Source organism: Pseudomonas sp. S4_EA_1b (assembly GCF_016307435.1).
In the GTDB taxonomy this organism is placed as follows: domain Bacteria; phylum Pseudomonadota; class Gammaproteobacteria; order Pseudomonadales; family Pseudomonadaceae; genus Aquipseudomonas; species Aquipseudomonas rhodesiae.
The window spans coordinates 12,806-32,271 of sequence record NZ_JAEILC010000020.1; the positions used below are offsets into that span (position 1 = coordinate 12,806).

At 63.1% G+C, this 19,466-nt stretch carries 22 protein-coding genes and 1 pseudogene; 4 read left to right on the forward strand and 19 right to left on the reverse strand.

The window, feature by feature from the left end; genetic code table 11:
- Positions 1–39 precede the first annotated feature (39 nt).
- The 19 genes from YA0848_RS35925 to cbiE form a co-directional block, all read right to left on the reverse strand.
- Positions 40–345, reverse strand: coding sequence for an urease subunit beta (locus YA0848_RS35925; RefSeq protein ID WP_034111559.1), 306 nt, complete (start codon positions 343–345; stop codon positions 40–42).
- On the reverse strand, positions 342–875 hold the full coding sequence (locus YA0848_RS07360) for a GNAT family N-acetyltransferase (protein WP_169902894.1): 534 nt from the start codon (positions 873–875) through the stop codon (positions 342–344). Before YA0848_RS07360 ends, YA0848_RS35925 begins: the two co-directional genes overlap by 4 nt.
- A gap of 5 nt (positions 876–880) precedes the next feature.
- Entirely contained in the window at positions 881–1,393 is a 513-nt protein-coding gene (locus tag YA0848_RS07365; protein WP_034095656.1) for a GNAT family N-acetyltransferase, read from the reverse strand.
- A gap of 9 nt (positions 1,394–1,402) precedes the next feature.
- Positions 1,403–1,705: an urease subunit gamma gene (gene ureA / locus YA0848_RS07370; RefSeq protein ID WP_003171437.1), complete on the reverse strand. Its 303-nt coding sequence runs from the start codon at positions 1,703–1,705 to the stop codon at positions 1,403–1,405.
- A gap of 146 nt (positions 1,706–1,851) precedes the next feature.
- On the reverse strand, positions 1,852–2,691 hold the full coding sequence (locus YA0848_RS07375; protein WP_169902892.1) for an urease accessory protein UreD: 840 nt from the start codon (positions 2,689–2,691) through the stop codon (positions 1,852–1,854).
- 31 nt (positions 2,692–2,722) lie between these two features.
- Positions 2,723–3,421, reverse strand: a complete 699-nt coding sequence (urtE, locus tag YA0848_RS07380; protein ID WP_034136689.1) for an urea ABC transporter ATP-binding subunit UrtE — start codon at positions 3,419–3,421, stop codon at positions 2,723–2,725.
- Positions 3,422–3,433: 12 nt separating this feature from the next.
- Positions 3,434–4,267, reverse strand: a complete 834-nt coding sequence (gene urtD, locus YA0848_RS07385) for an urea ABC transporter ATP-binding protein UrtD (RefSeq protein ID WP_169902890.1) — start codon at positions 4,265–4,267, stop codon at positions 3,434–3,436.
- The gene (gene urtC, locus YA0848_RS07390; RefSeq protein ID WP_169902888.1) at positions 4,264–5,331 is read right to left on the reverse strand and encodes an urea ABC transporter permease subunit UrtC; all 1,068 of its coding nucleotides are present in this window, start codon (positions 5,329–5,331) and stop codon (positions 4,264–4,266) included. Before urtC ends, urtD begins: the two co-directional genes overlap by 4 nt.
- A complete protein-coding gene (urtB, locus tag YA0848_RS07395) occupies positions 5,331–6,833 on the reverse strand; it encodes an urea ABC transporter permease subunit UrtB (RefSeq protein WP_169902886.1) in 1,503 nt (500 codons plus the stop codon). The genes urtC and urtB overlap by 1 nt, the downstream gene beginning before the upstream one ends.
- A 63-nt stretch (positions 6,834–6,896) precedes the next feature.
- Positions 6,897–8,162: an urea ABC transporter substrate-binding protein gene (gene urtA, locus YA0848_RS07400; protein ID WP_034095662.1), complete on the reverse strand. Its 1,266-nt coding sequence runs from the start codon at positions 8,160–8,162 to the stop codon at positions 6,897–6,899.
- Between the two features lie 194 nt (positions 8,163–8,356).
- Positions 8,357–9,733 (reverse strand): PepSY-associated TM helix domain-containing protein, encoded by a 1,377-nt coding sequence (locus tag YA0848_RS07405; RefSeq protein ID WP_169902884.1) that lies wholly within the window; start codon positions 9,731–9,733, stop codon positions 8,357–8,359.
- A 116-nt stretch (positions 9,734–9,849) separates the two neighbouring features.
- Complete coding sequence (locus tag YA0848_RS07410) at positions 9,850–11,910, reverse strand: TonB-dependent copper receptor (RefSeq protein ID WP_169902883.1); 2,061 nt, start codon at positions 11,908–11,910, stop codon at positions 9,850–9,852.
- A 93-nt stretch (positions 11,911–12,003) separates the two neighbouring features.
- Entirely contained in the window at positions 12,004–12,405 is a 402-nt protein-coding gene (locus tag YA0848_RS07415) for a DUF2946 domain-containing protein (RefSeq protein ID WP_034095664.1), read from the reverse strand.
- Positions 12,406–12,416: 11 nt separating this feature from the next.
- Entirely contained in the window at positions 12,417–12,899 is a 483-nt protein-coding gene (locus tag YA0848_RS07420; RefSeq protein ID WP_169902881.1) for a copper chaperone PCu(A)C, read from the reverse strand.
- A 47-nt stretch (positions 12,900–12,946) separates the two neighbouring features.
- A complete protein-coding gene (locus YA0848_RS07425) occupies positions 12,947–13,342 on the reverse strand; it encodes a DUF2946 domain-containing protein (RefSeq protein ID WP_034095666.1) in 396 nt (131 codons plus the stop codon).
- A 96-nt stretch (positions 13,343–13,438) separates the two neighbouring features.
- Positions 13,439–13,729, reverse strand: a complete 291-nt coding sequence (locus tag YA0848_RS07430) for an addiction module antidote protein (RefSeq protein ID WP_034095667.1) — start codon at positions 13,727–13,729, stop codon at positions 13,439–13,441.
- A gap of 3 nt (positions 13,730–13,732) precedes the next feature.
- Entirely contained in the window at positions 13,733–14,038 is a 306-nt protein-coding gene (locus YA0848_RS07435) for a type II toxin-antitoxin system RelE/ParE family toxin (protein WP_034095668.1), read from the reverse strand.
- A 446-nt stretch (positions 14,039–14,484) separates the two neighbouring features.
- Positions 14,485–15,219 (reverse strand): cobalt-precorrin-6A reductase, encoded by a 735-nt coding sequence (locus YA0848_RS07440; RefSeq protein ID WP_184315982.1) that lies wholly within the window; start codon positions 15,217–15,219, stop codon positions 14,485–14,487.
- Positions 15,216–16,421, reverse strand: a complete 1,206-nt coding sequence (cbiE, locus tag YA0848_RS07445; protein ID WP_169902875.1) for a precorrin-6y C5,15-methyltransferase (decarboxylating) subunit CbiE — start codon at positions 16,419–16,421, stop codon at positions 15,216–15,218. The genes YA0848_RS07440 and cbiE overlap by 4 nt, the downstream gene beginning before the upstream one ends.
- 95 nt (positions 16,422–16,516) lie before the next feature.
- On the opposite strand from cbiE, the gene cobG reads away from it, so the two are divergent.
- From cobG to YA0848_RS07465, 4 genes and pseudogenes are all read left to right on the forward strand, one after another.
- Positions 16,517–17,806, forward strand: coding sequence for a precorrin-3B synthase (gene cobG / locus YA0848_RS07450; RefSeq protein ID WP_284184949.1), 1,290 nt, complete (start codon positions 16,517–16,519; stop codon positions 17,804–17,806).
- Positions 17,799–18,425 (forward strand): precorrin-8X methylmutase, encoded by a 627-nt coding sequence (locus YA0848_RS07455; RefSeq protein WP_034095672.1) that lies wholly within the window; start codon positions 17,799–17,801, stop codon positions 18,423–18,425. Before cobG ends, YA0848_RS07455 begins: the two co-directional genes overlap by 8 nt.
- Positions 18,422–19,156: a precorrin-2 C(20)-methyltransferase gene (locus tag YA0848_RS07460; RefSeq protein WP_169902991.1), complete on the forward strand. Its 735-nt coding sequence runs from the start codon at positions 18,422–18,424 to the stop codon at positions 19,154–19,156. Before YA0848_RS07455 ends, YA0848_RS07460 begins: the two co-directional genes overlap by 4 nt.
- Positions 19,156–19,466, forward strand: a pseudogene (locus YA0848_RS07465) (cobalt-precorrin 5A hydrolase); the annotation flags it as partial. The gene YA0848_RS07460 and the pseudogene YA0848_RS07465, both read left to right, overlap by 1 nt.

The window sequence follows — 19,466 nt, forward strand, 5'->3', positions numbered from 1 at the left end:
GCGTTCCCCTGTGGGAGGGGGCTTGCCCCCGATGAGGCCCTAAAGGTCGCCCATGATCCGCCCGGCAAACCCGAACACCCGCCGACCGCCGCTCAAATCCACCAGCTCGACCTCACGGCTCTGCCCCGGCTCGAACCGCACCGCCGTACCCGCCGGAATATTCAAACGCATGCCACGGCTGGCGGCGCGGTCAAAGGTCAGCGCGTCGTTGGTTTCGAAAAAGTGGTAATGCGAGCCCACCTGGATCGGCCGGTCGCCGCTGTTGGCCACGCTCAGGGTGACGGTACGGCGGCCGACGTTGAGTTCGATCTCGCCGGGCTGGATCTGAAATTCACCAGGAATCATGCAGGTTGCTCCAGGGTCTTGTAGTAGATGGCGGTCGGGCTGTAGCGCCCGTCCGGGCTTTGGCAGTAGTCGGGCAGTTCACCGATCTTGGTGTAGCGCAGCGACTGGTAGAAGGCTTCGGCCGGCGAGCCGGCTTCGGTGTCCAGGTACAGCAGGCCACGTCGGTGCTGGCGGGCGGCGAGTTCCAGGGTGTTCATCAATTGCTGGCCGAGGCCGTGGCGGCGGGCGCTGCTGTGCACCAGTAGCTTCTGGACTTCGGCGCGATTGCGGCCGTTGGCTTTCTGGCACAACGCCAACTGCACGCTGGCGATCACCTGCTCGTCGCGCACCACCACCCACAGCAACAGGCTGGCGTCTTGCAGGCTCGCCTGCACGCCGTTGAGGTAACTGCGCGCCTGGGCGTCATCGAAGTCGGCCATGAAACCTACCGACGCACCGTGACTGACCGCGTCCAACAGCAGTTCACTCAAGCCCTGGCTGTAATGGGCGAAACTTTCCGCATTGACGCGACGCATTTGCGCAGCACTCATCGATCTCACTCCTTGGGCGGTTCGGCGCCGGGGTTCAGGGCCAGTTGCATAAAGGTCAGGTCCAGCCAGCGGCCGAACTTGATGCCCACTTGCGGCATTTGCCCGGTGGTGACGAAGCCCAGGCGCTCGTGCAGGCGGATCGAGGCCTGATTGCCACTTTCGATGGCGGCGACCATCACGTATTTGCCGGCGCTGCGCGCTCGTTCGATCAGCACTTGCATCAAGCGTGGGCCAAGGCCCTTGCCGCGTTGGTCGTTGCGCACGTACACCGAGTGCTCGACGCTGTAGCGAAAACCTTCGAATGGTCGCCAGTCGCCGAACGAGGAATAGCCCGTCACCTCGTCGTTTTCCACCGCCACCAGGATCGGGTAACCCTGGGCCTGGCGCGCGTTGAACCACGCCAGGCGGTTGGCCAGGTCCACCGGTTGTTCGTTCCAGATCGCCGTGGTGTTGCGCACCGCGTCGTTGTAGATATCGCGAATGGCGGGAAGGTCCTTTTCAGTTGCATCACGAATCATGAGCGTGCCTCAGGCAATCGGTTGATGAACGGTGACCAGCTTGGTGCCGTCCGGAAAAGTGGCTTCCACCTGGATATCCGGGATCATCTCCGGGATGCCTTCCATCACTTGTTCACGGCTCAGTAGGGTGGTGCCGTAGTGCATCAGGTCGGCCACCGTGCGGCCATCGCGGGCGCCTTCCATCAAGGCGGCGGAGATGTAGGCGATGGTTTCCGGGTAATTGAGCTTCACCCCACGCGCCAGGCGGCGCTCGGCAACTAAGCCGGCGGTGAAGATCAGCAGTTTGTCTTTTTCCCGTGGGGTCAGGTCCATGGTTCAGTCCGTCGTGAAATACATTCGTAAATACAGTGAAGATTAAGTGTGGGAGGGGGCTTGCCCCCGATAGCAGTGGATCAGTGAAAAATGCTCTGCTTGACACGCCACTATCGGGAGCAAGCCCCCTCCCACATTTTTGATCTTCATGTGCTCCAGATTCTCGGTGATACCGCTTCTCGGCCCAATATGGCCGGGCGCAACAGCCGCCACAAATCAATCAACCATCCCCGCGCCAGCAGCGCCTCGCTGGCCAGGCAGCGGGCCACCAGCAAGCCGGGCAATTGGGTCAGGTCGCCGCGCACGGTGTGGGGCAGCGCGCGGCAACGTTCCAATAACTCAGGGTCGATATCGCCCGTCACCAGCAACGTGGCGAACACCGGTTGCCCGTCCAGGCCGATAGGCGAATCCAGCAGCCCGTCGCCGCCGACGATGCGTTGGCGTTCATGCCAGAGCGACTTTCCGTCGCGGCGGATATCCAGGTGCGATTGAAAGTGTCCCAGGTCGAAGCGTTCGTCACTGGCCGGGCGGCCCAGCGCAACCACGTCCCAATAGAACAGCCGGGCATCGCCGTGCAGGTCGATGCGCGTGGTGAGTTCGGCTTGGGCCGCACTGAACACGATGGTCTCCTGGGGCAGCCACTCCAGCGTGGCGCCGGCCTCCACCGTCAGGTCCAGTTGCTGAAACGCCGGGCCGCTGGCGCGGTACCACTTGGCCGCGCCAGGGCTGGTCAGTTGTGCCCAGGCGCCCTCGGCGACGTGGGCGCTGATGTCCAGGCGGTCGCCGCCGGCGATGCCGCCCGGTGGATGCACAATGATGTGCTGGCACACCTCGGGGCCTTCGGCATACAGATGCTTTTGCACGCGCAGCGGGCCGACGTGGCGGCGCATCACCGGGCGCGTGGTGTCGCCGAAGCGCGCATAGCCGAGCTCCAGCGCGGCGTGCCAGCTGGGGGTGAACAGGGCAGGGGAAACGGGCAGGTTCATAACGGCGTGCTTTTCATGAGGTCGCAACAGATTAGATGGTTACCAGGCCGCGTACACCTTCGCTTTCCATATTTTCACCACGGCCTTGCTGGACGATTTCCCCACGTGACATCACCAGGTACTGGTCGGCCAATTCGGCGGCAAAGTCGTAGAACTGCTCCACCAGCAGGATCGCCATATCGCCCCGGGCCGCGAGTTTTTTGATCACCGCGCCGATCTCCTTGATCACCGACGGCTGTATGCCCTCGGTGGGTTCGTCGAGGATCAACAGGCGCGGGCGACTGGCCAGGGCGCGGCCGATTGCCAATTGCTGCTGCTGACCGCCGGACAAGTCACCGCCACGACGATGCTTCATTTGCAGCAACACTGGGAACAGTTCGTAGATAAACGCAGGCACCTCCTTGGCTTCGGCACCGGGGAATCGCGACAGGCCCATCAGCAGGTTTTCTTCCACCGTTAGCCGCCCGAAAATCTCCCGGCCCTGAGGCACATAGGCGATCCCGGCGTGTACGCGCTGATGGGGCTTGAACCCGGTGATCGGCTTGCCCTCCCAATTCACTGCGCCTTCTTTGGCCGGCAGCAACCCCATCAGGCATTTGAGCAGGGTGGTCTTGCCCACGCCGTTACGGCCGAGCAGGCAGGTCACTTCGCCGATCTTCACGTCAAACGTAAGCCCGCGCAGGATGTGGCTACCGCCGTAATACTGGTGCAGTTTGTCGACTTGCAGCATGTTCAGTTCTCCTTAGCGACCGAGGTACACCTCGATCACCCGCTCATTTTCCTGCACCTGCTCCAGCGATCCTTCGGCCAGCACGCTGCCCTGGTGCAACACCGTCACGTGGTCGGCAATCGCGCCGACAAAGCCCATGTCGTGTTCCACCACCATCAGCGAATGCTTGCCCGCCAGGCCCTTGAACAGTTCGGCGGTGAATTCGGTTTCGGCGTCGGTCATGCCGGCCACCGGTTCGTCCAGCAACAGCAACTGCGGGTCTTGCATCAACAGCATGCCGATTTCCAGGAATTGCTTTTGGCCGTGGGACAGCAGCCCGGCCGGGCGATGCACCGAAGCGCTGAGGCGGATGGTGTCGAGCACTTCATCGATACGATCCTTTTGTTCGCCGCTCAGGCGCGCACGCAGGCTGGCCCATACCGACTTGTCGGTCTTTTGCGCCAGCTCCAGGTTTTCGAACACGCTGAGAGCTTCGAACACCGTGGGTTTCTGGAACTTGCGACCGATGCCGGCCTGGGCGATCTGCACTTCGCTCAGGCTGGTCAGGTCCAGGGTTTCGCCGAACCAGGCATTGCCGTGGCTGGGGCGGGTCTTGCCGGTAATCACGTCCATCAGCGTGGTTTTGCCCGCGCCGTTGGGGCCGATGATGCAGCGCAGTTCGCCGACGCCGATGTACAGGTTCAAGTCGTTGAGCGCCTTGAAACCATCGAAGCTCACGCTGATATCTTCCAGGGTCAGGATGGTGCCATGGCGGGTGTTCAGGCCCTTGCCGGCCACCTGGCCCAAGCCGATGGCGTCGCGGCCGCTGCCTGCATCGAGAATAGGTTCAAGCATCACATTCCTCATTTCTTCAGCAGCCCGATCACGCCCTTGGGCAGGTACAGGGTGACGATGATGAACAGCGCCCCGAGGAAGAACAGCCAGTATTCCGGGAAGGCCACGGTGAACCAGCTCTTCATGCCGTTGACCACCCCGGCACCCAGCAGCGGACCGATCAGCGTGCCGCGCCCGCCCAGGGCCACCCACACGGCGGCTTCGATAGAGTTGGTCGGCGACATTTCGCTGGGGTTGATGATGCCCACCTGCGGCACATACAGCGCCCCGGCCAGGCCGCACAGCACCGCGCTCAACACCCACACGAACAGCTTGAAGCCGCGTGGGTCGTAGCCGCAGAACATCAGGCGGTTCTCGGCGTCGCGCAGGGCGGTCAGCACCCGGCCGAACTTGCTGCGCGCCAGGCGCCAGCCGATGAACAGACTCGCCACCAGCAACAGCACCGTGGCCAGGAACAACACCGCCCGCGTGCCCGGCTCGGTGATGCCGAAGCCGAGGATGCTGCGAAAGTTGGTGAAGCCGTTGTTGCCGCCAAAGCCGGTCTCGTTGCGAAAGAACAGCAGCATGCCGGCAAAGGTCAGGGCCTGGGTCATGATCGAGAAATACACGCCCTTGATTCGCGAGCGAAAGGCGAAGAACCCGAACACCAGGGCCAGCAACCCCGGCGCCAGCACTACCAGGCACAAGGCCCAGAGGAAGTGATCGGTGCCGGCCCAATACCAGGGCAATTCGGTCCACGATAAAAAGGTCATAAATGCCGGCAGCTCACTACCGGCGGCCTGGCGCATCAGGTACATGCCCATCGCGTAACCGCCCAGGGCAAAGAACAAACCGTGGCCGAGGGACAGCATCCCGGCGTAACCCCACACCAAGTCCAAGGCCAGGGCGACGATGGCATAGCACAGGATTTTGCCCACCAGGGTCAGGGTGTAGGCCGATACGTGCAAGGCGTTGCCCACCGGCAACAGCGACAGCAATGGCAACGCCAGCAGCAGCGCCAGGATCACCGCGCCCACGGCGATGGTCACCTTGGGGCCGGCCTTTTGCGTGGCCGTGAGCATCAATGGCTGGTTCATCAGTCGATCACCCGTCCTTTCAGTGCGAAGAGTCCTTGCGGGCGTTTCTGGATAAACAGAATGATCAGCGCGAGGATCAGGATCTTGCCCAGCACCGCGCCGATCTGCGGCTCCAGAATCTTGTTGGCGATGCCCAGGCCGAAGGCGGCCATGACGCTACCGGCCAGTTGGCCGACGCCGCCGAGTACAACCACCAGGAACGAGTCGATGATGTAGCTCTGGCCCAGGTCCGGGCCGACGTTGCCGATCTGGCTGAGTGCGACACCGCCCAAGCCGGCGATGCCGGAACCCAGGCCGAACGCGAGCATATCCACACGCCCGGTGGGTACACCGCAGCAGGCGGCCATGTTGCGGTTCTGGGTCACGGCACGCACGTTGAGCCCCAGGCGCGTCTTGTTCAACAGCAGCCAGGTCAACACCACCACGCACAGCGCGAAGGCGATGATCACGATGCGGTTGTACGGCAACACCAGGTTGGGCAGTACTTGAATACCACCGGACAGCCATGCCGGGTTGGACACTTCGACGTTCTGCGCACCGAACACCAGACGCACCAGTTGGATCAGCATCAGGCTGATGCCCCAGGTGGCCAGCAGGGTTTCCAGCGGTCGACCGTACAGGTGACGAATCACCGTGCGTTCCAACGCCATGCCGATGGCGGCGGTGACAAAGAAGGCCACCGGCAACGCGATCAAGGGGTAGAACTCGATGGCCGCGGGCACGTAGCGCTGCATCAGCAACTGCACCACATAGGTGGAATAGGCGCCGAGCATCAGCATCTCGCCGTGCGCCATATTGATCACGCCGAGCAGGCCGAAGGTGATCGCCAGGCCGAGGGCGGCCAGCAGCAGGATCGAGCCCAGGGACATGCCGCTGAACGCCTGACCGAGGATTTCACCCAGCATCAGTTTGCGTTTGACTTGGGCCAAGCTGGTTTCGGCGGCGGTATGCACGGCGGCGTCGGTTTCCACGCCCGGCGCCAGCAGCGCTTCCAGGCGCGTGCGCGCCAGCGGGTCGCCGGTGCTGCCGAGCAGGCGCACGGCGGCCAGGCGTATCGCCGGGTCGGCGTCGACCAGTTGCAGGTTGGCCAGGGCCAGGCTGAGGGCGGTGTGTACGTCCTCATTGGTTTCGGCGGCGACCTGCTGGTCGAGGAATTTCAATTGCGCCGGCTGGGCGCTTTTTTGCAGGGTTTGCGCAGCCGCCAGACGCACTTTGGGGTCGGCGGCCAGCAGTTGTTGGCTGGCCTGTACGTTATCGATCAAGCCGCGCAGACGATTGTTCAAACGCACGGTCTTGGTTTCGCCATTGGCGGTGAGTTGGCCCTGTTGCAGGGCGTCCACCAGCTCGATGCGCGCAGGGTCGGGGTTGGCGGCCCAGTCCTGCAACAGCTTGGCCTGTTGCGTCGGGTTGGCGGCCAGGAAGTCTTCGGCGTCGCCGGCGTGTACCAGCAACGGCAGCAACAGCAAGGCTGTGACGATGAAACGGTGCAGGGCAGTGGGCATACAAAATGTCCTGATCGTGTGGGAGGGGGCAAGCCCGCTCCCACAGTTGGCCTGTGGTGGGGCTTAGTTGCTCTTCACCGCATAGTCCGGCTTTTTGTCATTGCCTGGGATGTATGGGCTCCACGGCTGCGCCCGGATCGGCTCCTGGGTCTGCCATACCACCGAGAACTGCCCGTCGGCCTGGATCTCGCCGATCATCACCGGCTTGTGCAGGTGGTGGTTGGTCTTGTCCATGGTCAGGGTAAAGCCCGACGGCGCGGCGAAGGTCTGGCCGCCCAGCGCTTCACGCACTTTGTCGACGTCGGTGGACTTGGCTTTCTCCGCCGCCTGCGCCCACATATGGATACCCACGTAGGTGGCTTCCATCGGGTCGTTGGTCACGGCTTTGTCGGCGCCCGGCAGGTTGTGTTTCTTCGCGTAGGCTTTCCAGTCGGCGACGAATTTCTGGTTCACCGGGTTCTCCACCGACTGGAAGTAGTTCCAGGCGGCGAGGTTGCCCACCAACGGCTTGGTGTCGATGCCGCGCAGTTCTTCTTCGCCCACCGAGAACGCCACTACCGGCACTTCGGTCGCTTTGAGGCCCTGGTTGGCCAGCTCTTTGTAGAACGGCACGTTGGAGTCGCCGTTGACGGTGGAGATCACGGCAGTCTTGCCGCCGGCCGAGAACTTCTTGATGTTGGCGACAATGGTCTGGTAATCGGCATGGCCGAACGGGGTGTAGACCTCTTCGATGTCTTTATCCGCTACGCCTTTGGAATGCAGGAACGAGCGTAGGATTTTGTTGGTGGTGCGCGGGTACACGTAGTCGGTGCCGAGCAGGAAGAAACGCTTGGCGCTGCCGCCTTCCTCGCTCATCAGGTATTCAACGGCCGGGATCGCCTGCTGGTTCGGCGCGGCACCGGTGTAGAACACGTTCGGCGACATCTCTTCGCCTTCGTACTGCACCGGGTAGAACAGCAGACCGTTGAGTTCTTCGAACACCGGCAATACGGATTTGCGCGACACGGAAGTCCAGCAGCCGAACACCACGGCGACTTTGTCCTGGGTCAGCAACTGCCGGCCTTTTTCAGCGAACAGCGGCCAGTTCGACGCCGGGTCAACCACCACAGGCTCCAACATTTTTCCGTTCACACCACCCTTGGCGTTGATCTCGTCGATGGTCATCAACGCCATGTCCTTAAGCGACGTTTCGGAGATAGCCATGGTCCCGGACAGCGAGTGCAGGATGCCGACCTTGATGGTCTCGGCGGCCTGGACGGTCCACGTCATGCCCATGGCGGCAATGGATGCCGAAAGAGTGAAAGCCTTGATCAAGCTGCGACGCTTCATGGTGCGATCTCCGAGTACCCAAGTGTTGTTGTTGGACAGATACTCCGGTGATTGCAAGGGCTGTGCCTGCTTGCCCTAACGAGTGAATACGGCGCTCACACCGCGCTGGCGGCCAGGCTCTGCACCGAATCGGCGCCTGAACCTGGCCGTGGTGCGGGGCCGGCACTGCACTGGTGCGTTGGCCCCGGCTTGTGTCATGGGCGCGCCGATTGGTCTTGCCCGAACCACCGCGACAGCACCAGGCGATCCAGCACCCACACCGCAATCAACGAGGCGCCCACCAAGGGGAAGGTGATCGCCAGCGCCAGCATGATGGCCATCGCGGTTTTCCACTTCGGCAGGTCATGGCGCAATGGCGGCACCCCGAGCCCGCCCTGGGGCCGGCGCCTCCACCAGATCACCACGCCGCTGACCGCGCTGAGCAGGATCATCAGGCAGATCAACAACACGAGCAGTTGGTTGACCCAGCCGAACATCTTGCCTTCGTGCAGCATCACGCCGGTCTCGGTGGCCCGCGCGACCAGGTTGTAGTGCGCCCAGCGCACGTCGGCCAGGACCTTGCCGGTGTATTGATCCACATGCAGGGTCGCGTCGTTGCGCGGGTCGTCGGCGAACACGGCGATGGTGAATACGCCGTTGGCGGTGGTGGGGAAGGTGATGCTGTAGCCGGGCTCGACTTGGCGCGCGGTGGCGAGGTCGACCACCTGTTGCAGGCGCACGGTTGGCGCAGCCGGGCCCGAATGCATGGCGCCGTGATTCATGTGTTCGGCATGGTCGCCGGACATCGGCATCGGCGTGTTTTCCATGGCCCAGGGCACGGTCTGTTGCGTCGCGGTGTTGAGTGCCCGCGCTTGCTGATCGGATTGCGGCACGTCGTTCCACATCGCTGCGGGGAAGCGGTTCCAGAGCTCGGCGTATTGCTTGCCCCAGAAGCCGGTCCACGTCATGCCGCTGAGCAGCATCACCAGCAGAAACGCCGCGCCCCAGAAGCCCACCACCGCGTGCAGATCGCGCCAGAACAGCCGCCCGCGACTGCCGAGACGTGGCCACAGCACGCCGGCTGAAGACTTGCCGCGCGGCCACCACAGGTACAGGCCGGACACCACCAGCATCACGCCCCAACCGGCGGCGAGTTCTACCAAGCGATCGCCGGTGGTGCCGATCATCAATTCACCATGCAGCGCGCGGGCGATGGCTTGCAGATTGTATTGGGCGTCCTGCTCGCCGAGCACGGTGCCGCGATAGGGGTCGACAAATACCGTCACTTCGCGGCCATCGTTGTGCATCACAAACTGTGCGCTGCTGGTGGCGGTGGCCGGCGGTAGGTATTTGCTGATCTTGCCCAGCGGAAAGGCCGCCTGGGCCCGTTGCAGTTGCTCGTCGGCACTCAGCGCGTGTTCGGCGCTTTGCACCGTGAGCAGGTCGCCGTACATCAGCGGATCGAGCTGGGGTTTGAACAGGTAGATGATGCCGGTCAGGGCCAGCAGCACCATAAAGGGGGCAACAAACAGGCCGGCGTAGAAATGCCAGCGCCAGGCCAGGTTGTAGAAGGAAACTTTTTGAGTGCTCATCAGAGGCTCCGCAAGGCTTTGGTTTTTTTGTTTCAGATGTACCGCCATCGGGGGCAAGCCCCCTCCCACATTGGGTGCGCATTTCAAAATGTGGGAGGGGCTTGCCCCCAATGCTTTTAGAAGCTCATGTCCACCTTGGTCCAGAGCGTGCGCCCCGGCTCCTTGAGGGCTTGCGGATCGCTCGCCGGGTAGCCGAACCCGGCGTTGCCGGCCAGGTTCAAGTGCTCGGCGTAGGCCTTGCCGAACAGGTTGTCGACGCCGGTGCTGACTTTGAAGTTTTTATTGATGCGATAAGCCCCGTTCAGCGAGAACACGCCAAACCCGCCGCTCTTGTCATAGTCCTTGCCGACCACATTGCCTTTGTTCTGGTCGATGCGGTTTTGCGCCGCGACTACCCGCCACAGGGCTCCGGCGCTCCAGTTATCCTCGCTGTACGTCAGGCTCAGGCGGGTATCCAGCGGCGGCATTTGCGGCAGGGCCTTGCCGTCGCTGCTGTTCTTGCCCCAGGCGTAGGCCAGGGTCGCATCGGCTTTCCAGTGCTGGGTCAATTTGTAAGCCGCGCCCAGTTCGCCGCCCATGATGCGTGCGTCCACATTGCGTGCCTGGGAGGTGGTGCCCATCATGCCGGGCTTGTAATCGAACAGGATAAAGTCGCGCACCTGGCCGACGTAGCCCGACGCCCAGGCTTCCAGCGTGTCGGTTTTGTACTGCGCGCCGACGTCGAGCTGGGTGGTTTTTTCCGGCTTCACACCTTCGAATGCATTCACCGAACCGACCGCGCCGGTGTTGGGCGAAAACAGCTCCCAGTAATCCGGGAAACGCTGCGAATGGCCGAGCCCGGCGTAGACAGTCGTGGGGCTGTCCGCCAGGTCGTGCTCATAGCGCATAAAGCCCGACGGCAAAGTGTCGGCGCGGGTCTCATCGGCAGTGGGGTTGGCGCGTTTGCTCATGCCCGAGCCGGTGGTCTGGCGAAAGTCCTTGGCCGAGGCGCGGTCCAGGCGCGCGCCGCTGACCAGGCGATCACGGTCGGCGGCGTACCAGGTGAGTTCGCCAAACACGCCGTAGTTGTGGAAGTCGGCGTCCTTGTCGCGCGGCAGATTTTTGTAGGTGTCGATGCCCATGCTGCTGCGTTGGCGGTGTTCGTTGGTCTGGGCGTCCAGGCCGCCGATCAACTGCACGTCGGCCCAGCGCCAAGTGGCCTTGATGCGGGCGCCGAGGGTGCGTCGGTCGACGTTGGAGGCCATGGGCCCGGCCATCATCCCGGTGCCCGACGGCGTGCGCAGGCTGTAGTTGTCCATCACATGGTCGGCGTAGTTGTAGTAAACCTGGGCTTCGACCTTGTCCAGCACCTCGCCGATATTCGACTTTTCGAAGCGCAGCCCCAGGCTCTCGCGCAGAAACTGCGAGCCGTCCATGCCGCGCCCGGCGTAGCGCGCTTCGCCGTCGCCACGGCCAGCGGTGAGTTCCAGCAAGGTGTCGGCGTCGGGGGTGAAACCCACCGCAACGTCACCGTTCCACTTGTCATAGCGCGAGGCGACCGTGTCGTTATTGCCGTCCTTGTAGTCATCGGCGTGGGCCTGGTTGCCGATCACTCGCACGTAGCCCAGCGGCCCGCCGGCGGCGGCATCGATGACCTTGTCGAAGCGCCCGTTGGAGCCGGCCAGCACACTGGCGTTGAGCCGCGTGCCGAGTTCGCCGAAGTGCTCAGGCTCCCGGTCGAACAGGATCGTGCCGGCCGAGGCGCCCGGGCCCCAGAGTACGGTTTGCGGGCCTTTGATCACGGTGAGGGTGTCGTAGGTTTCCGGCGAAATGTACGAGGTAGGCGCATCCATACGGCCGGGACAGGCCCCGAGCATCATGCTGCCGTTGGTAAGGATATTCAGGCGCGAACCGAACATGCCGCGCAGCACCGGGTCGCCATTGGTGCCGCCGTTACGCACCAGGGCGAAGCCGGGGATGGTCTTGAGGTAGTCGCCGCCATCGCTGGCGGGCACCGGTTGACGGGGATCCTTGGGGTTGGTGGCCACGGTCAGCGACGAGCTGGGGGCGATTGCGGTGATCACCGTGGGGCTCAATTCATGTTCGTCGGCGTGGGCCATCGGAACCAGCAGTGCGCCGCACAGAACGGCGAACACGGGGGTGCTTCCCAAACGGGAGTCAGCAGAAAACCTGGACATGACAAATTCCATCAATCAATCGTAAACAACACGGCCAGCAGCCTGCGGCTGTCTGTCTAAAGTCGGCCGGGGTGAAGTAACGGGTTTGAGTGCTTACGTTGCGATGGGCGGCGCACGGCTGCGGGCGCCGGGGAAGATGCTCTGCCGGGCATGGCCCAGGCGCGTGGCGGGGGTGAGGGCGTTGGCCGGCGGTGGGGCGCCGACGGCCACGAAGGACGCGTTGCCGGGCAGGGCCGGGCAACTGAACAGCAGCTCGCAGTAGCCGCATTTGGCCCACAGCGCGTGGTGCTCGCTAGGGGCTTTGGGATGATGGGAGTCGCCGTGGTCAGCGGGCATCTCCATGGGCATTGCCATGGACATACCGGCGTGATGATCCATCGGCATCGCTTGGGAAATCAGCGGACCGATAAAGATCATCAGCATGGCGAACAGGCTGATCCAACTGCCGCGCGTTACACGGCGGCGGGGAGACAACCTGGCGCGAGGGGCGCCCATCGAGCTTCAGCCTATTGCGGGTGCTGGTGCTCGTGACTGGCTATGGGCGGCATTTTCTGCACTGACACTTGCACCTCGACCTTGCCGGCCTTTTCGAAGGTCAGGGTCAGCGGGAACTGTTTGCCATCGGCCAGCAGGCTGCGGTCTTTGAGGCCCAGCAACATCACATGGTAGGCCATGGGCGCGAACGTCAGATCGCCTTTGGCCGGCACGGCCACGTTGGGCACCTCTTGCATTTTCATCAGGGCGCCTTGCATGACGTGCTCGTGCAACTGCGCCTCTTGCGCCACTGGCGTCTCGGCGCTGAGCAGGCGGTCCGGTGTTTCTGCGGTGTTATGCACCACGAAATACGCCGCGACGGTGGGCGCATTGGGTGGCAACTCCTGGGACCAGGGATTGCTGACCAGCAGGTCGCCGGCCTTGTAGTCTTGAGCATTGGCAGCACTGAACACCGGCAGCAGCAACGCGGCCAGAAGCAGGGAAGATTTGAGCATGGCAGTTCTCCAGAACGGTTCTAAACGCAGTTCACTTGCGAAAAAGACTAGACCGATGGAGAGGCGCGGGGGTTGAGGCTCGGCCATTGCTGGCGCGGGGTGGGGGTCTGCAATGACGGCGGCGACAGGCTTTGTAGCGGCTCGAAGCGCGTCACATACAACTGCGGCGCATGCCCCGGCAATGCCACCAGCGAAGGTGAACCGGAGCAACACCAGCAATGCTGCATGGCGGAATGGTCGTTCGGCTGCGGTGCCGGAATCTCCAGTTTGCCCAGTTCGATAGTTTTGAGGCTGGCGCCATTGGATGAACAGAAACTGCCCCACAGCATTTGCTGTACAGGGTCCTTGGACTGCTGCATCGCTCCGGCCAGCGGCATGGCAAACGCGTTGAACAGCACTGCAAGGCAGGCGATCCAGGCAATTGCAAAGCGTTGACGGGCCATGGCGGACAATCCGTAGGGTTAACGATCAGGCCGGTATTTAGCCTGATCGGCGGGGATAAGTAAAAAGCGGCGGTGTGGTTTGGTGTCGCAGTGCTATCAGATCACGGTGGCGTGCAGCTTGAGGCCCAACGCTTTCATGACTTTCATGATAGTCGCGAACTCGGGATTGCCACTGCTGGAGAGGGCTTTGTACAGACTTTCTCTGCCGAGGCCCGCGTCGCGGGCTACTTGGGTCATGCCTTGGGCGCGGGCGATGTCGTTGAGAGCGGTGCGAATCAATAGACCATCGCCAGCATCATCCTCAAAGCAGGTCTCTAAATATGCAGCCATTTCCAGAGGGGTTTTCAGATATTTTGCCGCATCGAAGCGGGAAAAGGACTCGCTCATAATTTATTCCTCACTACCAAAATTTATCGCAATTTGCTTTGCACGTTTGATGTCTCTGCTCTGTGTTGATTTATCACCGCCGATTAGTAATAGATAAACCACTTCGTCTCGGCGGGTGAAGTAAACGCGATACCCAGGGCCGTAATGGATCCGCATTTCAAACACTCCATCCCCCACTGATTCGCAGTCGCCAAAATTTCCGGCTTCAGCCATTCGCACTCTCTTGACCACACGAACTTTTACGAACGGGTCCCGAACAGCTTCCAGCCAGTTGGCAAACTCAATGGTTTCATTGAACTCGATTGTCATGGATCGTATTCCTCAGGATACAAGTTGGCAAGCTGTGACACGTTGTCGAAACGGCGTGCTCCCTTCGCGGGCGCTGACGCAAAACCGCGAAACGGGAGGTTAGGGCGGGGGCTTTTGGCTGAGCCAGCCAGCTGGCTCGGAAGTTTCTGTAGGTGGATTCTGCGTTTAAGGCGGGGTAAAAATCGGCGACCGCTCGGGTGGTATCGGCGTCTGTTCACCGTAGCCGCTGGCATCAGCACCGAAGACCTGTTGGTCAACCTCAGCGAAGCCTCTGCCAATGCGCTGAGTAGCGATTGCTCGGCTGCGGAGCAGGCGATAGCCACAAGCCGCTAACGCCACAACAAACAAGGTGGGAGGGGGCTTGCCCCCGATAGCGTTGTGTCAGTCGCTGATTTGCTGGCTGAACTATCGCCATCGGGGGCAAGCCCCCTCCCACATTAGGTTTATTAGGTTTGTGGTGCTCCACGAGTGTGTATTGCCTGTAGCAGCGCTGACACGGCTGTGAATTCTCGGTCCACCGCCGCCAACACTGGCCGCTTCAACACCAGCACTGGCACCCCGCGTTCCCGCGCCACTTCCAGCTTCGGCTCGGTGGCGGCACTGCCGCTGTTCTTGCTGATCAGTACATCGATCCCACGCCGTTCAAACAGCGCGCGTTCGTCTTCGAGCAGAAACGGCCCGCGTGCGCCAATCACTTCACAGCGATCATTGCCGGGGTACACATCCAATGCGCGCAGTGTCCAGAATTGCTCGGCGGGGATTTCGTCGAGGTGCTGCAACGGTTCGCGGCCCAAGGTGAAGAGCGGGCGCTTGAAGGGTTTCAGGGCTTCGATCAGCTCGGCCCAGTCACTCACTTCGCGCCAGTCATCTCCGGCCTGCGGCTGCCACACCGGACGGCGCAGGGCCCAGCAAGGGATGCCACTCAACCGCGCAGCTTCGGCGGCGTTACGGCTGATCTGCGCCGCATAGGGATGGGTCGCGTCGAGGATCAGGCTGATTCCTTCATCCCGGACAAACTGCGCCAGGCCCTCAGCGCCGCCATAACCTCCGACACGCACTTGGCAACTGAGATCGGTCGGTACACGCCCCACCCCCGCCAAACTGTAGATGTGCTGCGCGCCCAATGTGCGGGCAATGGCGAGGGCCTCGGTCACACCCCCCAGCAGCAGAATCCTGTTCATAGTGGCTTGATCACTTCGAGCAAAGTGATCGGCAGCGCCTGGCGCCAGGTATCGAAGTCGCCCAACGGCTGGGCCTGGGCCACATGGATGCGCGTCAGTTCGCCGCCGTACTGGGCGCGCCAGTTCATCAGGGTTATTTCGCTTTGCAGGGTGACGGCGTTGGCGACCAGCCGGCCGCCGGGGCGTAGGTGTTGCCAGCAGGTATCGAGTACGCCGTCGCGGGTGACGCCGCCGCCGATGAAGATCGCGTCCGGGGCTTCAAGGCCTTGCAACGCATCCGGCGCTTTGCCGCGTATCAGCTGCAGGCCGGGTACACCAAGGGCGTCGCGGTTGTGTTCGATCAGGGTTTGGCGGCCTTCATCGGCCTCGATCGCCAGCGCGCGGCAGCTGGGGTGGGCGCGCATCCATTCGATGCCGATGGAGCCGCTGCCCGCGCCCACATCCCACAGCAGTTCGCCGGGCATGGGGGCGAGGCGGGCGAGGGTCATGGCGCGCACGTCGCGCTTGGTCAGTTGGCCGTCGTGCTGGAACGCCGAATCGGGCAACCCCGCCAGGCGCGACAGGCGCGGCGCCGTGGCATCCGCCACACAGTCGATGGCAACCAGGTTCAAATCGGCTACGCATGCGTGTTGCCACGCCTGCGCCAACCCATCGATGCGTTGTTCCTGCGCCCCGCCCAGGTGTTCGAACACGCTCAACCGGCTAGGTCCAAAGCCTGACTCAGCCAATAGCGAGGCGATCAAGGCAGGGCTGCGACCGTCATTGCTCAACACCAACAACCGCACGCCGCTGGCCAGATGCGCGTTAAGCGCCACCAACGGGCGCGCCACCACGGAGAGCGTCACTACGTCCTGCAACGGCCAGCCCAACCGCGCCGCCGCCAACGACACCGACGACGGCGCCGGCAAGATCAGCAACTCCTGTGCGGCCACTTGCCGCGCCAGGCTGGCCCCTACGCCGTAGAACATCGGGTCGCCGCTGGCCAGCACGCACACAGGCTCACCGCGCCGCGCCAACACCGGCTCCAGGGAAAACGGGCTCGGCCATAATTGCCGCTCGCCCCGAATACACATCGGCAACAGATCCAACTGGCGTTGCCCGCCGATAATCCGTGAGGCGCGCAACAGGGCGTGCCGGGCGTTCCTGCCCAGGCCCTTGAAGCCGTCTTCACCGATGCCTACTACCGTCAGCCAGGGCGACATAGGGATTCCTTGAACGACATCCGACGGGCAGGCTTTTCATGCCGCCGGACAAAGCAGGCATAATACCGCGCCTTTGCCCATGAACCGGTAGCCCCGTGAAGCCAACGCCCGCTGTGAATACCTTGCGCCCCTCGGCTTGTCCGGGGTTGCTGCGTATTGTCCAAGCTCTGGATGGCGGCATCTGCCGGATCAAATTGGCCGGCGGTTCCATCACCGCCGCCCAGGCCCACGCGGTGGCGGACGCCGCCCAAGCCTATGCCGGTGGGGTGATCGAGGCGACCAATCGCGCCAATCTGCAGATTCGCGGCATCGGCGCCGAGCAGGACGCGTTGATTGCCCTGCTGCTCGCCGCCGATCTTGGGCCGAATAACCCCGCCGGCGATGACGTGCGCAACCTGATGCTCAGCCCCAGCGCCGGCATTGACCCACAGATGCTGTTCGATACCCGCCCGCTGGCCGAGCAGATTCTCGCCACCTTGCAAAACCATTCGCGGTTTCACCAACTGTCGGCCAAGTTCGCGATCCAGTTGGATGGCGGCGAGGCCCTGGCGATGCTCGACCATCACCATGACCTGTGGCTATCGGCGTTTGTGCGCGATGGCAAGACATTGCTGGCGTTCGGCCTGGCCGGCTGCCCAGGCCAGGATGCCCCCGTGGCGGCGGTGCCGCTGGAGCAGGGCCATACGCTGGTGGTGGCAGTGCTGGAAGCTTTTCTCGACCTGGCGACCCCCGAGCAAACCCGCATGCGCCATCTGGATGTGGATAACCTCATGCGCCGCCTGCGTCTGCCGCTGCTGTCGGTGGAGGGCTTCAAACGCCCGGCCACTGGCGCGTTGCTGCACATCGGAAGTTATCCACAAGAGCAAAAGAATCAGTTCTATGTCGCGGCAGGCGCGCCGTTGGGCCGCCTGGACTCGATGATGCTCAAGGGCGCCGCGCAACTGGCCTGCGAGTACGGCGATGGGACGTTGCGCCTGACCCCTTGGCAGGGCGTGTTGCTGCCCAATATCGAGCGTCCGGTCGCGGTGACCCAGCGCTTGGCGCAGTTGGGCTTCCTGTGTGCAATCGACGATCCCCTCGCGCGCATGATCGCCTGCACCGGTTCCAGCGGTTGCGGCAAAGCCCTGGCCGATACCAAAGCTGACGCTGTGCAACTGGCCGCGCTGCAACCCGGCATGGAGGTGCACCTGTCCGGCTGCCCGCGCTCCTGCGCTGCGGCGCACACCGCGCCGGTTACCTTGCTGGCGGTGAGCCCCGGTCACTACGACGTCTATTTTCGCGATGCAGCCCAGCCCGGTTTTGGCCGGCTGCAGGCGCGCACCCTTTCTATTGAAGCGACGGGCACCTTGCTGCGTGCCCGCCCACGGAGCAACACCGATGATTGATTACATCCGCGACGGTCAGGAGATCTATCGCAACTCCTTCGCCATTATTCGCGCGGAAGCCAACTTGGCCCGTATCCCGGCTGATTTGGAAAAACTCGCGGTGCGCGTGATTCATGCCTGCGGCATGGTCGAGGCCATCGACGGCTTGCAGTTTTCCGACGGCGCAGGCAAAGCCGGGCGCGATGCACTGGCCGCCGGCGCGCCGATCCTGTGCGACGCGCGCATGGTCTCCGAGGGTGTGACCCGTGCGCGCCTGCCGGCCAACAACCCCGTGATCTGCACCCTGCGTGACGACAGCGTGCCGGAACTGGCGCGGGAGCTGGGCAACACCCGTTCCGCCGCCGCCCTGGAACTGTGGCGCCCACACTTGGAGGGCAGCGTGGTGGTGATCGGCAACGCGCCGACGGCGCTGTTCTATCTGCTGGAGATGCTCGATGCCGGCGCACCGAAACCGGCGTTGATCCTGGGCTTTCCGGTGGGGTTTGTCGGTGCCGCCGAATCCAAGGCGATGCTGGCCGCCGACAGCCGTGGCGTGCCGTTCGTGATCATGCAAGGTCGCCTGGGCGGCAGCGCCATGGCCGCCGCGGCGGTGAATGCTCTCGCCACGGAGGTTGAATAATGTCGGCGCGCGGACGCTTGATCGGCCTGGGCGTGGGCCCCGGCGATCCTGAACTGATCACCGTCAAGGCGCTGCGCCTGCTGCGTGAGTCGCCGGTGGTGGCGTACTTCGTGGCCAAGGGCAAGAAGGGTAACGCCTTCGGCATCATCGAAGACCACCTGGTGCCACAGCAGACCCTGATGCCGCTGGTGTACCCGGTGACCACCGAAGCGCTGCCGGCACCGCTGTCCTACGAGCAGGTGATCAGCGATTTCTACGACACCGCCAGCGTCGATGTGGCCGCGCACCTGGATGCCGGCCGCGACGTGGCGGTGATCTGCGAAGGCGACCCGTTCTTCTACGGCTCCTATATGTACCTGCACGACCGTCTGGCCGAGCGCTACGAAGCGCAGGTCATCCCTGGCGTGTGCTCAATGCTCGGCGGCGCCTCGGTGCTCGGCGCGCCACTGGTGTATCGCAACCAGAGCTTGTCGGTGCTTTCGGGCGTGTTGCCCCATGACGACCTCAAGCGCCGCCTGGCGGACGCTGACGCGGCGGTGATCATGAAGCTGGGGCGCAATTTCCCCAAGGTGCGCCAGGTGCTCGAAGAACTCGGCCTGGCCGAACGCGCGCTGTATGTGGAACGCGCGACCATGGCCAACCAGAAGATTGTGCCGCTGGATCAAGTGGAACCGATGTCGTCGCCATATTTTTCACTGATCATCGTGCCCGGTGAACGGTGGCAAGGATGATGCGCCCGGCGATTGTCATCCTGGGCCAAGGCAGCTTGGCCACGGCGCGCAAGATCCAGCAGGTTTACCCTGGCGCGCTGATCCACGGCCTGGCGGGGCGTATTGAGGGTGCGGACACCCTCTACAACGAGTTCGGCACCACCCTGCGCCAGCTCTATCAACAGGGCACGCCGTTGATTGCGTTGTGCGCGGCCGGCATCGTGATTCGCACCCTGGCGCCGTTGCTGCTGGAAAAAGGCGAAGAGCCTGCGGTCCTCGCGGTGGCCGAAGACGGCAGCGCTGTGGTGCCGTTGCTGGGGGGGCTGGGTGG